11 protein-coding genes are annotated in these 15,531 nt (G+C 33.0%); 4 read left to right on the top strand and 7 right to left on the bottom strand.

Features of this window, described 5'->3' with window-relative positions; translation table 11 throughout:
* Positions 1-212 precede the first annotated feature (212 nt).
* The 3 genes from ACUUYC_RS00055 to ACUUYC_RS00045 form a co-directional block, all read right to left on the bottom strand.
* The gene (locus ACUUYC_RS00055; protein WP_474262528.1) at positions 213-776 is read right to left on the bottom strand and encodes a hypothetical protein; all 564 of its coding nucleotides are present in this window, start codon (positions 774-776) and stop codon (positions 213-215) included.
* A 40-nt stretch (positions 777-816) separates the two neighbouring features.
* Positions 817-2,805, bottom strand: a complete 1,989-nt coding sequence (gene uvrB, locus ACUUYC_RS00050) for an excinuclease ABC subunit UvrB (protein ID WP_474262526.1) — start codon at positions 2,803-2,805, stop codon at positions 817-819.
* Positions 2,806-2,998: 193 nt separating this feature from the next.
* The gene (locus ACUUYC_RS00045) at positions 2,999-3,559 is read right to left on the bottom strand and encodes a hypothetical protein (protein WP_474262524.1); all 561 of its coding nucleotides are present in this window, start codon (positions 3,557-3,559) and stop codon (positions 2,999-3,001) included.
* Positions 3,560-3,772: 213 nt separating this feature from the next.
* Between ACUUYC_RS00045 and ACUUYC_RS00040 the strand changes: the two genes are divergently transcribed.
* From ACUUYC_RS00040 to ACUUYC_RS00025, 4 genes are read left to right on the top strand one after another with little or no spacing between them, the layout of a single operon-like run.
* Complete coding sequence (locus tag ACUUYC_RS00040) at positions 3,773-4,540, top strand: DUF6597 domain-containing transcriptional factor (protein WP_474262522.1); 768 nt, start codon at positions 3,773-3,775, stop codon at positions 4,538-4,540.
* 19 nt (positions 4,541-4,559) lie between these two features.
* Positions 4,560-5,861, top strand: a complete 1,302-nt coding sequence (locus ACUUYC_RS00035) for a ferredoxin reductase family protein (protein WP_474262520.1) — start codon at positions 4,560-4,562, stop codon at positions 5,859-5,861.
* Positions 5,862-5,882: 21 nt separating this feature from the next.
* Positions 5,883-6,617, top strand: coding sequence for a hypothetical protein (locus tag ACUUYC_RS00030; RefSeq protein ID WP_474262518.1), 735 nt, complete (start codon positions 5,883-5,885; stop codon positions 6,615-6,617).
* Positions 6,618-6,638: 21 nt separating this feature from the next.
* A complete protein-coding gene (locus ACUUYC_RS00025) occupies positions 6,639-7,178 on the top strand; it encodes a hypothetical protein (RefSeq protein ID WP_474262516.1) in 540 nt (179 codons plus the stop codon).
* Between the two features lie 74 nt (positions 7,179-7,252).
* Here the strand turns inward: ACUUYC_RS00025 and ACUUYC_RS00020 are convergent, their stop codons facing one another.
* The 4 genes from ACUUYC_RS00020 to ACUUYC_RS00005 form a co-directional block, all read right to left on the bottom strand.
* The gene (locus ACUUYC_RS00020) at positions 7,253-7,801 is read right to left on the bottom strand and encodes a hypothetical protein (protein WP_474262514.1); all 549 of its coding nucleotides are present in this window, start codon (positions 7,799-7,801) and stop codon (positions 7,253-7,255) included.
* A gap of 15 nt (positions 7,802-7,816) precedes the next feature.
* Entirely contained in the window at positions 7,817-12,655 is a 4,839-nt protein-coding gene (locus ACUUYC_RS00015; protein WP_474262512.1) for a choice-of-anchor L domain-containing protein, read from the bottom strand.
* 205 nt (positions 12,656-12,860) lie between these two features.
* Positions 12,861-14,954, bottom strand: a complete 2,094-nt coding sequence (locus tag ACUUYC_RS00010; protein WP_474262510.1) for a gliding motility-associated C-terminal domain-containing protein — start codon at positions 14,952-14,954, stop codon at positions 12,861-12,863.
* Positions 14,955-15,052: 98 nt separating this feature from the next.
* Positions 15,053-15,531: T9SS type B sorting domain-containing protein (locus ACUUYC_RS00005; protein ID WP_474262508.1), on the bottom strand; the 479-nt coding region annotated here is incomplete at its 5' end.

The following is a 15,531-nucleotide window of genomic DNA, read 5'->3' as shown; positions in this document are numbered from 1 at the left end:
ACGGGTATATAAAAAGTGCTATTTTCTTACATTTACATAGTTGAATAAAAGCAAGTAAAATACAATTCAAACGGTTAACAAATCATTTTTAAAAGTTTATTTGTTTTTTGAAAACAAGATTGTTTAGTATATATAATTGAGAGTAAAAGCACAGAAGAAGCAGTAAATTGCCCTATCATTTCTTTTGTGCTTTTCGTTTGTATATACTTAGCCTAGGTATCTATAAAGGTTAAGTCCATATAAATTTGATCCATATCGTTTGGATTTATATAGAATGTTGTAATTTTTTGGGTATAAAAATGCATGCGTACGGAAGTTTCATCTTTGGGAATAATTTCCTCAACAATAAGTTTTTGTCCTTTATAATTTAAAGTAAACGTAACTAAACAATATGTGTGTGTAATTCTTTCCTCGTTGTAATGACCGTTTCCTGAAATTTCATTGATTGCCGAAGCTCTGTAATCTTGATCTACATTATTTGTTTCGGTATGTTTCTTTTCTGCAATTTTTGCATCATCTAAGGTAACATGAATACGATCCGCCGTTTTTAAGAACTTCTGAAATGCTACTTCTTGTTGTTTGATGTTCATTTCTGCTTTGTTTTTAATCCAAAAGAAATAAATTAAAAAAGGAAACAATAATACAACTCCAATGCCTATAAATATCCAATTAGTCTCTGTACTTTTTAGTCCAACTATGATGAATACAATTCCAAAAAATACAATTCCAAGAAGTATATTTTGACCAATGTTAGCAAGACGTTCTTTTATATTCATGTTCTATATGTATGTAGCTTTAGGCAACTTGTTACAATCATTATAATTTTTCTTGTAACAACTTAATTTCATCACGATATTTTGCTGCATCCATAAAGTTGAGTTCTTTGGCAGCAGTTTCCATCGACTTACGTTTTTCACGAATTAACTTTTCAATCTGTGCTTTGGTCAAATATTCCAAATCTGGTTCAGCAGCAGCTTTTGCTTTAATTTCATCTTCCCAAGATAAACTTTCATCTTTTCCAAGCGCACTAGTCAATGCTTTGTTCAATCCTTTTGGTGTAATACCGTGTTTTGTATTATATTCTATTTGTTTTTCACGTCTGTATGCAGTTTCATCGATTGTTTTTTGCATACTTTTTGTCATTTTATCTGCATACAAAATTGCTTTTCCATTTACGTTTCTCGCAGCTCTACCAACAGTTTGAGTTAATGATCGCGCTGAGCGTAAAAAACCTTCTTTGTCTGCATCTAGAATCGCGACAAGTGATACTTCGGGTAAATCCAATCCTTCACGAAGTAAGTTGACACCAATTAATACATCAAACAAACCTTTACGTAAATCGTGCATAATTTGTACACGTTCCAATGTATCAACATCACTATGAATGTAACGACAACGAATTTGAATACGTGATAGATATTTTGTCAATTCTTCCGCCATTCGCTTGGTTAATGTTGTCACTAACACACGTTCGTCTTTTTCCGTACGTTGATGAATTTCTTCTACCAAATCATCAATCTGATTCAAGCTTGGACGTACTTCTATAATCGGATCTAATAATCCTGTCGGACGAATTACTTGTTCTACATATACACCATCTGTTTTGTGCAATTCGTAATCTGCAGGTGTTGCACTTACATAAATTACTTGATTTTGAATCACTTCAAACTCTTCAAACTTTAACGGTCTATTATCCATTGCCGCGGGCAAACGAAAACCATATTCTACTAAGTTTTCTTTACGACTTCTATCGCCACCATACATTGCATGCACTTGCGAAACGGTTACGTGACTTTCATCCACAATCATTAAATAATCGTCTGGAAAATAATCTAATAAACAAAAAGGACGCGTTCCAGGTGCACGACCATCTAAATATCTTGAATAGTTTTCAATTCCAGAACAATAGCCCAATTCCCGAATCATTTCTAAATCGAAGTTTGTACGTTCTTCCAAGCGTTTTGCTTCTAAATGTTTCCCGATCTCTCTAAAATAATCAACCTGTTTTACCATATCTTCTTGAATAGAGTGAATGGCATTTTGTAACACATCAGGAGAAGTCACAAACATATTTGCAGGATAAATAGTGAGTTCTTCATATTTCTCAAGCACATTATTTGTAGCAGGATCAAACGATTCTATTTCTTCAATTTCATCACCAAAAAAGTGAATTCTAAAGGCAAAATCAGCATATCCAGGAAACACATCAACAACATCACCTTTTACACGAAATGAACCGCGCAAAAAATCAGCTTCTGTTCTAGAATATAAACTTTGCACCAAACGATGTAATAATTTCGTTCGCGAAATTACTTGATCGCGTTCTAGTTTGATCACGTTTTTCTGAAATTCCACAGGATTTCCAATACCATATAGGCAGGAAACAGATGCAACAACAATAACATCACGACGTCCCGAAAGTAGGGAAGAAGTTGTGCTGAGTCGTAATTTCTCAATTTCTTCATTGATAGATAAATCCTTTTCTATATACGTTCCAGAAGATGGCATGTAGGCTTCTGGTTGGTAATAATCATAATAGGAAACAAAATATTCTACCGCATTTTCAGGGAAAAACTGCTTAAATTCAGAGTATAACTGAGCAGCCAACGTTTTGTTATGTGCTAAAATAAGCGTTGGTTTTTCAACTTGTTCAATCACATTGGCAACCGTAAACGTTTTTCCCGAACCTGTAACTCCTAACAACGTTTGGTAACGTTCATCTGAGTCAAGTCCTGAAACTAATTCTTTGATTGCTTGTGGTTGATCTCCAGTAGGAGAGAAGTCAGATACTATTTTGAATTTCATATGTATGTATTCCTTTTGCTGTTTTTGGGCGTTTCTACAAATGTTCACTTTCACGCCGTTCAGTGTACATTTATAGTCAGGCTTTCATCAGTCGCTCTCTTCGAGGAGCTCCAACAATGCTTCAATCCTTAACGCATTTGCAAAAATAATGAAAAGACGTGAAGTAAAATTCTTTTAGGAAACTATTCCGTAACTACTTTTCAGTTAATTCATAAATACTTAGTTCATAATTGTCACCATTTACAGCGTAACTTTTATATAGCATATACAATTCATCTGTACCATTATTATTTAAGTCCATTGTACTATATGTAACAGTTGTTGGATTCCCAAATAGTAAGGTGTCAGTATGGAAAATGGTTTGATTTTCTCTAAAACTAAGTATCAAACCTTCGGTTTCAAAACTGTCAGGATATGAAATGTGTAGTTTTATATTTCTATTTGAAGCTTTATACGTGAAATAATCAGGTAATGAATCAAGTTTGTTTAAAGCAAGTTCTTTATTATTGATGATTTCGTGTTGTGTCAGTTTATCGTAAAAGTTACCTTTTTTTGATTTGTATTCTAAATTTTGAACAGGATTTCGATGCATGAATTTTTCTAATTCTTTTCCCACCAAAGTGTCACTTCCAAAATAATTTCTTCGAAACGAATATGCGTCTAACAGTTTTACATCGTAATCTTTTTGCTTTTCTGATTCGCAACTAAAAAATAGTATTGCAATGAAGAAAAAGGAGAGATGTGTTACTTTCATGAGGATACGTTGAGCAGTGATTGTAGTTATTCTTCTAAAGTAATAAAAGTCAACAGCTTTCTATACGAATATTATTTTTTTGAGATAGATTTAACAGTAATTAGCCAAGTATCCTATTTGAATTAAAAATTTTACTGATATTGCTAAAAATGACCAATTTATACAATTTGAATTCATAAAGAGCATGTATGTTTGAAAGTTATAATTTCTACTATGTCAACCCCTAAAGAATATATTTATAAAGAACTATACCCAAGTAAACAATTACATGATTATGTGTCGTCTTATTGGGAAAGTAGTAATCTTTCTGACTCTTACATAAAAGCAACAATTTGTCCTGATGGATATGTGAAATTAATAATTCAAACTCACAAAAAAAAAGTTGTAAGAGCTATCATTACAGGGTTGTGGACGAAAGAACTTGATATTGTAATACCACCAAATACAATTTCATATGGGATACGGTTAAAAGTGATTGCACCTGAATATATTTTGAAAAAAGATGCTAAACAATCTTTCAATACTACTGTAGAGTTAACTCATGATTTTCTTGAATTTGATACCTTAATTATTACATCTTTTGAAGAAGTTGTGGCGCAAGTTGAAGCTATTTTTTTAAAAAAATTATCTGAAAATAGAGAAGTAAAAGGAAATCGACTTCGTTTAAGTCAGTTATTGTATAATACATTTGGAGACATTCAAGCAAGTGAAGTTGGCAATCAAATATTTTGGTCACAACGAGAAATCAATCGCTATTTAAATAAATATATCGGGATTTCTTTAAAAAAGTATCTTAACATTCAAAAATGCTATCGATCGTATCTAGAAATTAGAGAAGGCGAGTTTTTTCCAGAAAAGGGCTTTTTTGATCAAGCACACTTTATAAGAGAAGTTAAAAAACATACAGGACAAACACCACGAAATTTGTACAAAAAGCAGAATGACCAATTTATACAATTGAAGAATATGAAGAAGCTATAAGTTTGAAAAAAAACTTAGGATGCGCATTTTAAAACAGGAAATTTATTTTCCTATCATTATCGGAATTCACTTTATATTTTGGGCAATTGATCTGTATTTCTATAACGGAAACTTTAAAGAAGTCACATCCGACACTTTATTTTTTGGTGAATTAACAAACGTCACTTGGAAAAACCCACATCGAATTTTAGGTGAAGTCTTTTCATCTTGGGTTGTTACCGTTTTCGCATTTAACTTTTTGATGGCAACGCGTGCTAAATGGGTTGAAAATTTATTTGGTGGATTGGACAAAATGTACCTTGTTCATAGGCGTTCAGGAATTATTGCAGTAGCATTATTATTAGCGCATTTTATCGTAGTTCCAAGAGATTTAGTAACATTTAATGCTGGAAAACCATTAGGATTTTATGCGTTTATTTTAATTATTTTGGGTGTAATAGTTTCCGCAGTACCATTTTTTAAGCGAAAGATACCATATCATAAATGGATTAATTTTCACAAATTGATGGGCGTTTTTTATGTGCTTGCTGTTGTACATGGAATTTTAGTGGAAAGTTTGATTAAAGAATTACCAATTACACGAATCTACGTATTCGGAATGGCGTTTGTTGGAATTGGTGCTTGGTTCTATAAAGCATTTTTCTTTAAAATATTTAATAAAAAACTAACATATACAATATCAGATATTCGTCATTTAAATGATCAGATTGTTGAACTATATATGAAAGCAACTTCAAATAGTTTACAGTATAAAGCTGGACAGTTTGCCTTTTTTACGTTCCCGTCAATTAACAAAAAAGAACAACATCCATTTACATTAAGCAGTCATCCACATGATGAAAATTTGACAATTACCGTGAAAGATTTGGGTGATTTTACAAAGAAAATGACTTCCAAATTATCTGTTGGCGATTCGGTTCAAGTTGAAGGTGCATATGGTAAGTTTTCTAGTGGATATTCAAAAGAGAGAGAGCAAATTTGGATTGCTGGCGGTATTGGAATTACACCATTTTTATCCTTAATTAAAGATTATTACACTAATAATGTCACATTGTATTGGTGTGTTTCTTCAGAATCTGAAGCTGTCTATAAAGAATATTTTGAAAAGATTGCCAAGCAAAATCCATTGTTTGAATTTGTTTTGTGGGAATCATCCAGTAGAGGACATGTTTCAGTAGATGATTTGAGCATTCGCTATCCAAAAGAAAAATCATATCTCATTTGTGGACCAAATGCGTTGAAGGAAACTATAACAAAAGAACTGAAAGAAGATGGCGTAAAGCAGGCATTTATTTATGATGAAGAATTCGCATTTAGATAATTTAAATTTTAAAAATAGAACATGAAAGAACAGGAATTTAATCCCGTAATTACTGCGGTTGTTTCCATTCGAGAACTCGCGAAAACACTTCGTGGAAATTGGGCAGATATGATCAAAAACGGAAAAACTATAGAAACTTCTTTAAAGCATTTGAATAGTTTAGTTGCATCTTATGGAGCTGAGGAGACAATACGAATTTGGAATGTTGAAATGGTTGCTTATACTAATAAAATAGAAGCTTTGAAAGCAATTATGAATTCTGTGCAAGCGCAAGTAAAGCGTAAGAATAGCGACGGAATTGTGGCAAAATGGAGCGCATATACTGATCATGTAACAAGTATTGAAACTACTTTTGATAAGTTGAAAGCAATTGGAAAAAGGAGTTTGCCTGAAGTTGAAGTAGAGAATTGGAATATTCATTGGACAACTATTGAAACCACTCATGATACAATTACGAAAGAAGCGGAAGCGTGCTTGTTGCATTTACAATTAATTGAAAAGTATACGCCAAGTGAGATTGACGAACTTTCAACGACGATTTTAAAATATATTCCATTGAATTATTCCCAATCGGAAGCAAAGCAATATACAGACGAATATATGGAAGCCTATGAAGCTATTAAGAAAGAAGTTTCTCAAAAAAAGAATTTGTGGGATCGATTTTTAGACATCTTAGCTGGTGGCATACAACAAACACCTGCGGAGCGTGTAATGATGCAACGTTGGGTTGAAGGAGAAAAAGGAGAAGCACATTAAAAAAATAAACAAAACTATTAAATGAAAAAAACATTTTACTTAGCACTTAGCGGACAATTGTTGATCGCTTCCGGATTGATTTTATTTTTTTCGAATAAAATTGATATTGATATTTCAAAAAAGTTAGTTCCAGTGTTTATGTTACTCGCTGGTGTGTGTACGCTTTTATTTTCCAACTATGACAAATTACCAAAAATAGCCAAGCAGTATCATGCCATACAAGGAATCGGATTTATGATATATGCTGTCATCATATTAGTATTGATTACATCATTGAATGGATTTTTACTCACAACAATTTATTTTATAATTATGTTCGGAATGTTTGAATTACTATTTGCTTTTGGCGTTTTGAATTCAAAACATACTATTAATAAAGAAATTTTAATGAGTAGAATTTTAGCAGGAGTTGTGAATCTTGTTGGAGGATTTATTTTATTAATGATGACATTTGAAGATGAAAAGAAAGGATTGTTATTTGCTAGCATTTTAGTAGCAATTGGAGGAGTTTCAATGCTGATTTTTTCTAGTAAAATTAGTAAATATCTGCACGATGCATAAGTTGATAAACATCACAGTAAAAAAGCCTTTATTACATGTAATAAAGGCTTTTTTATTTATTTTTAGATTGAATTTTACTGTTTAGAAACTTTTTCCCAAACGGCATATATAAGTTGTTTATCTACTGTATATGTTTCAGGAACGTCGTCAACTGGCGATACGGAAAAAGAGAATGTTTTATTAGGTTCAAAATTCCAGTAATTGCCATTCAATTTTCCATCAGTCGTTGCAAGATTCCATTGTGGAATGTTGATGATTGAAAATTTTCCTTCTCGATTGATGTCAATCGCAAATATTTTTAAATCTTCTGGTTTGTTATATTCAAGTGTAATAGTAGCATTCAAATCACCTTTTTTGGGAGAACTATAGACAATAGATTTTTCAGGATATGCATCAAGTAATGAATTCCAAGTATCTTTTTTAGTGTAAATTTCTAAAAATTGTTTTTCAACTGTAGTTGGATTATCTTCTTTCGAATAAATCGCTAAAAGGTGTTGTTGCTGAATTACAATCGTATTTTCTGTCGGATCAATGGTCACTATTGTTTTTTCAGGAATAACAGTTGTAACCTCTATTCCAAAGAATAAACCCAATACAAATACAACTATTTTGATCGTTTCCATGTAGTTTAGAATATATTATCGTTTCAGTGTAAAATGTCCTTTTACTTGAAAAGCTTGGTCACCATCTTTAATTTCTGCTAAGAACCAATAATCGCTTGAAGGCATTTTTCGGCCTCTATACAATCCGTCCCAACCAACATCATTTGGACCTAAAGCTGTCAATAATTTTCCATAACGATCAAATATGTAAACAACAGAATTTGGCAGTGTTTCTATTCCAATAATATGCCAAGTGTCATTATAACCATCATTGTTTGGTGTAACAAACTTGATATAATCTACAACTACAGCTTCTTCTGTTACTTCTCCACAACCATTTATATCCGAAACTGTTACTGTATGATATCCTGGACCTACGAATTCAAATAGATTTGAAACTTGTGGTGTTCCACCGTCTAAGGAATATACATAATCTCCATCTCCAGTTACATTTACAGTAATGGTATTATTATCGGAAAAATGTACGACATCTATATCAACAATAGTAGCCAATTCTGATTCGGTTACCGTAAAACTAGCTGTTTCTACACAACCAAACTGGCTTGTTACAGTTACATCATAGTTTCCGACAGATACAATGTCAATAGAAGCTGTCATTTCTCCTGTAGACCATAAGTATGAGTTTCCAGTAGTTGAACCAGCGGTTACAGTTAATGGTAGATCATTTAAACATAATGTAATATCTTCTGGAAGATTTACTATAGGCAATGGATGAACTATTGTCATAAACGATGTCGTTGTATAACAACTAGTATTTGTATTCTCAACTCTAACATGAATAATTTGTTCATCAAAAGCGCTATACAAATCTGGTAACGTGTTTATGTCGTTTTGAGCATCTTCTATACTTATGTGATATGTTACTTCAAATATACCAGGATTTTGTGCGCCTAGTATTGTAGCTGTTTGTTGTTGTAAATTGAAAACTTGTGTAAAGTTTCCATTGTCATCAATACAAGCTTCCATATCACTTACAGGATTTGCTATCGGATTTGGATTGATAATAACATTAATACTCGTAACAAAGTAACAACCTGTATCATTATTTTCAGCACGTATAAAAATTGTTTCAGGATTTGAAGCGTATGTGTAAATATCTGGAAGCGGATTTGTTTCACTGTGTGCATCTGCTGCTGAGTTGTGGTATGAAAGTGAAACTCCAGTAGCATCATCAATGATGATTTCGTCTATTTGAGTTAAATCAACTGTTCCCGCATTTTCGGCTGCACAAAATGTAGCTTCCGTGATGTTGTTTAGTAATGGTGGTAAGTTTATGTTTAGTGTAAACGGAACAATCACGTAACATTGCGAAATTGTATTAATCAATCGTACAAAAATAGGTTGCGGATTGATAGAGTTTGTATAATTTGCTGGACCTGGAATTGCATTAGCTCCAGTTTCTGCATCTGCTTCCAATTCATGATACGTAATTACTACATTGTCTTGTCGAATATTTAAAATATCAAATTCGGCTAGTGTTAAGTCAAATTCAACTTGTCCATCATAATCTACATCACAAACTGTTACGTCTGATGCAGAATTTGTTTCAGGCACTTGAATTACATTTACTTCAAAAGTTACTACTGTATGACAATCTGAATCATTTGTAATTCGTGCAAAAATTGCTTGCGGATTTGTTGTGTTTGTAAGTGTGTTTCCGATTGGATTCATATTCATGTTTGCATCATCTTCTGTTGAAAAGAATACAACAGTTAGGTTTTGCGGAATTCCTTGCATAATTTCTTGCACAGTTGCATCGAAATTGAAGGTGTCAATTCCATCATTACTTGAATCATCACAGACAAATATGTCATCTGGTTGATTGAAAAGTGGAGCAGGACTTACTTGAATTACAAAAGAAGACGTTGCAAAACAATCAGGATCTGTATCGTTCTCTATACGAACATGAATTGTTTGTGGGTTCGTCTGGTTTGCATATGGAATTGTTTTATCAATCACGTTTGTTTTATCCAATGCATCTTGTGCAGTTGGATAGTAGAGGACATTCATGGCTGTTTGACCGTTCAAGATTTCATCATCTCTGGTTTCCATGACAAAATTCTCTGTTTGATCAGTGTCTGTTTCACACAATTGATAGATATCGGTTGCTACAACTGCTGGAATTGTATTTACAATAATTGGAAGCGTAACAATAGCAAAACAACCTGTAGTTGGATTTTCAACACGAACAAAAACATCTGTTGTAGCTGTTACAAATGCAGTAGGTACAGGAACTGGATCGATAGCTCCATCTTGTGCACCAGCTAAGGTAAGGAAGAAGTTAATATTTATGTTTGTAGTATTGGCAACAATATCAGGAATACTTAACGTTAAATTTATTGAAGAAATTCCATCTGTATCATCATCACAAATTAAAACTGTTGGCGGTTGCGTTACTGTTGGCGCTGGTAATATTTCTAACATAAATGAAGAAACATCATTACAACTGGTAGTAGGATTTGTTATTCTAACAAATATTTCTTGTGGATTGGTTTGATTTGCCAGTGGAGCTACAATAGCATTACTAAAGGCATTAGCATCTGCTAGTGTGGCGAAATAAGCGATATCAAATGTTGTGTTTGCTCCTTGAATTGTAGTGTTGAATTCAGTTAAATTTACCAATGTGAAACCATCGTCATCGGTGTCACAATATGTCAATGTACCTATTGTTCCTAATGTTACAGAAGGATTTACAATTAAGTCAAAGGAAGAAACTTCCACACAGCCTTCATCATCTGTTAAGGTGATAAAAATTTCTTGAGGATTTGAAGTGTTTGAAAAAAGAACAGATGTATCAATAGGATTTACAGCATTGTCTCTATCATCTTGAGTTGTGTAGAATAGAATGGTAATATCATCTAAATCATTTTGAATATCTTCAGAAATTGCTTGCAGATCAAATGCAAACACTCCATCATTACTATCATCATCACATCTACTAACATTTATTATACTTGTTGCTGTTAAAAGGGCATTACTATGAACTTCTATCGATGAAATAGCAAAACAACCAGTAGTGTCATCTACAACGCGTACATAAAGTATCTGTTGATCAATTTGTGTATTGTCAAATGAAGAAGGATCTGGGATTGGGTTTATACCATTTTGAGCATCATCTATTGAGGTATGAACTGTAATGGAAATACCTGTAAGTCCCATCGTAATTTCATTAATTAGATCAGTAAGATCAAAATTTGCAAAACCATCATGATCTGGATCACAAGCATCAATTAAGTTTCTATCACCATCATTTAAATCTGGAGCAACACTTACATTAATATCTAACGTAGTTGTTGTGAAACATCCAGTTTCTGTATTGATAACACGTACAAAAACAGTATTACTCGGAGCCGTATTTGTATAAGTTGTTACAATAGGATTAAAATTGTTATCAGCATCTGATTGTGTAAAGTGATAACTTACACCATATACAGGGTTCATTCCTGTTATTTCATCATTTCTAACAGTTAAGTCAGTGGCAACTATTCCATCAGCATTGGTGTCACAAATGTCAAAAGGAGTTGGGTCTGTAATGTCAGGTAATGTATTTACAATTAAATTAAAGCTTGTAAATGCTAAACAACCGTTGTCTATGTCTCTAACACGTACAAATATTTCTTGTGGAGAAGAAGTATTTTGAATAGCGTTTGCAAATGGGTTTGTATTATTTTCTGCTTCAAATTGAGTAGAATGATAACTTATTAGATAGTTTGCAGGTGGAACAGTTGCTAGAATTTCTGGATCTTTAATTGTGAGCATAAATGTTTCAATTCCATCTAATGAAGCATCATCACAGAGTTCATAATCTGTAATTGGTCCTGCAGTTTGTGCTTCATTTAGCGCAACTTCAACCGTATCTTCAATAACACAATTTTCAGTTCCGACAGGAATTGTAATTTCCACTCTATAGGTTCCGCTTACAGTTGCATCAAATGTTGTCGTATTACTACTTGGAAGTGCTACATTGTCTCTAAACCATTCATATGTTGCTAACGGATTTCCAATATCAGCTGTAAGTTCATATGAATTGGCACATGTTGTAATATCTGGACCAAGATCAACTGTTGCATCAAAGCTATTTCCTTGAATAAAGATAGCCGAATCTGCATTTTGATCTGTTCCATCAGCGATAATTAGTTTGATGTGATATTGTTGATTTGGAATTAGATTAGCTGTTGCTGTTAAAACTGTTGTACGTCCGTTATAGTTTGTATCTCCTAAATTATAACCTTCAAAATATTCAGGATTTTCAGCAGGGCAGAATCCTACAATTTCATCATGAATTACACTTGTACTCACAGGAATATTTGTTCCAGGAACAACGGCAATATTAGTATATGGAGTTGCACTTCCTGTAGGTCTTATTAAAAATGCAAAACTATCAGAAAAACGACAAGGGAAATCCTCAGCGTATTCTTCGGAAGCCAATAGGTAATTAAAACTTATTTGATTGGTTACGGCAATAAAGTCAAATTCTATGGAAGTTGCATTTACGGTATTACTCAAATCTATGGCAGCATTTGTATCAGGATCTGTATCAGTTCCCCAAGCTGTTGTTCCACTGTTTAGTGGAGATGTATTTATAGGTGTTCCTGCATCAGAAGCCTGACCAGAAGTTAATACCAAACCATTTGCAAATGGAAAATTAGAACCTGCCTGATCAAAAAAGGCATAACTTTGCAGACCATTTACATTTCCATTAATAGAAGATGAAACATTAGAAATTTCTACACAACCTTGGGCAAGTTGTTCTACAAGTTGTTGCAACGGAATAGATTCGTCGGTTGTTACTTGCTGGGCAGAAATTGTATGGCAGGCAAAAAGGGCAAAAAGTATTAAAAAAACTTTTTTCATAGGTATGGGGTTAAGTCGTGTTTCCGACCTAATACAACATTAGCTGGGCAAACTTATGCTATATCGGATATTAAAAATATTCTAGGCAAAGATATACATTATTTCATGTCTGAGAAATTATTTTTAATGGTAACAATTTGATTTTTAATAGGCTATTTATCATTACTAAAATACAGAATATCAATGATATTAACGTGGTTTTTTACTAATTATTCTGAAGATACACCCATCCTGTGTATGTTTGTTCTAATAAAATAGCATTTCCAGTTGTATTTGTATCATTTAAATAGAGGACATAAAAGTAAGTTCCTGTAGGAAGTTTTTTATTTTTAGGAGTTCCTTTATTGGCATAACCATTCCAACGTCCTGTATTTCTATCACCAATAAATATAAGTGTTCCAAGTCTGTTGTAAATATGAATTTTATGATTTGGATGCGCTTCTAGATTTAAAATATTAAACACATCATTTTTGCCATCATCATTTGGTGATAATCCGTTTGGAATATAAATTTCACAATCACTTACACGTACTTCAAAAGCTGTAGAATTGATACAACCGTTTGTATTTTCAATAGCTACATAAATTGTTTGTGGATTGTTGTTATTTTCAAAAGTTTCAGGAGTTGTAATTTCATCTTGAAGCGAACCATCTGAAGCTAATGTTTCAAAATAACTAAATACAATATTTGGTTGATTATTAATTGTTGTTTCATTCGTTGTAAGATCGAAAGTTGCGATTTCGGTAGCATCAATTGTGCAGGCAGTTAAGTTTTCAGGTTGATTTATAATTGGACTTTCCAATACAAGTAAATCAAACTCAGTAATTGTTCTACATAAAGTTGCACTATTAGTTACTTCCAAATAAATAGTTACAGGATACAAACTGCTTTCATATGCCATAGGGTTTATGATTGGATTCATCATATCGGAAGCATTATTGAATGTTTCATAATATTGAAATGTCAATAAAGGATCACTGAAATGACTCTCTTGAGAAGTTAAATCAAACACTAAATTTAGATTGTCACACACTTCTAAATTGGTTAATGGTGGAACTTCTGGAGAAGTAGGCAACGTTATATTTTCTAGGGCACTATTATTATCTTCATTTATTTCATCAATTATTCCAGTACCTGTACCATCATCATCTACAACAATTGTTAAATCAAATGGATTTGAAATACTCGTAGGAATTGTAAGTGTAATAGTTTGTTGAATAGTTCCGTCAATTGGTAGTGTTATCTGTGTTGTAGCTGTAGAGATTAATGTTCCGTCTGCATAAAAAGCAATAGGTGTATTTTGAGGTAAAATAGCTGTACTATTTGTATTGTAAATTGTATAATCAATCATTATTTCTCTAGAATCACACGTTGTTTCTATTTCATCAATAGTTACTGTTGCATCAGGAAGTTGACTATTAAGAACCGTAATGATATTATTAATCATTACAAAGTCTTGTCCAGATGTAAGCGAAATTGTAGCTTCTGTATCACCAATTGCAATATAATTTTGAATACTATAAAAATCAATATCCATATTATACAAATCGGAAGCTCCGGTAAAGCTATTTGTTCCATTAAAAGCATTGTCAGCGGGATTTAGCGGGAAATTCTCAATGATTGATCCGTTAATACGTAGCGATTCGTTTACACTTAGTGCACGATCACCTTCCCAAGCAACAAAACCTATTTTTGCGCCCATATTATCAAAAACGTTGAGGTTTTCTAGTGTAATTTCTAGCTCGTCAGGTACACTTTCTAACCCATCATATACATTCAATTGATTAAGTGGGAGTAAAGGATTTTCATAAATAACCGTAATTGCCCAGCCACCAAAATTTGTTCCTGTCGGACAATATGGATTTATTACTGAAGTCAGATCAAACTCACTTACCGTATATACGCCATTTCCTTCTGAGTTTACAATAGCAGTAACATCTGCAAAAGCTGCGAAAAAAGTTCTATCTCCTGATAAAGCATCGCTAAAAGTTCTGTCGGCTGTAACTGGTATTCCGTTTAGTTCAATATCAAAATCTCCATCATCAGATCCAGCCCAATATAAATAAGCTGCTACCATTGTTTGATTTGAATTTAAAAGTAAGCTTGCGCTAGAACTTGTATTGATGGTACAAATACCAGCAGGTCCATTTTCTACGGTATTCATTGTATTTCCGAGTGCAGTATAATCGTAACGCCCGTTAAATTGTTGGAATAGAGTAATCTCTTGAGCAGTCGCTCTATATGTGTTTATAAAACAACCTAAAAGAAGGTAAATACAGATGTACGTTAGTTTATTCACATATAAATGATTAATGCTTGAAAGTAACAAAATCTTGGCTTATAAAAAAACCGAAGGTAGTATTCCTTCGGTTTTTTTATTTTTTATTTCAGTGTAAATTATCTCTTAAGTGTAAAATGATTGATAAACTCTTTTGGAGTTCCATCAAATGGATCTACATATTCGACTCTAAACCAATAATCAGCTGATGGCATAATGTTCCCATTGAAAGTTCCATCCCATCCTGGTCCAGCAGGACTAATCTGTTTTAAGAGCTTTCCATATCTGTCAAAGATGTAAATCTTCGCCGCAGGTTGGTTCTGCAATCCAATAATATTCCATGTTGGGTTGTACTCATCTCCATTTGGAGTAAAGAACTGCATAAAGTCTATCAGTCCAAAGGTCTTAACAATCTCTCCACATCCATTGGTATCTCTTACCGTAATAGTATGCTGTCCTGATTGCAGATCCGTGAATATTCCATCAGTTTGCCAAGCTCCATCATCTAATTGATACTCATAACTGCCTGAACCACCTGATGCGGTAGCCGTTACATTATGTGTATCTGCAAAGGCAGGTGTATTCACTGCAATGTCTA

This window comes from Kordia sp. E, assembly GCF_056033805.1.
This window is presented reverse-complemented; position numbering and strand designations above follow the sequence as displayed.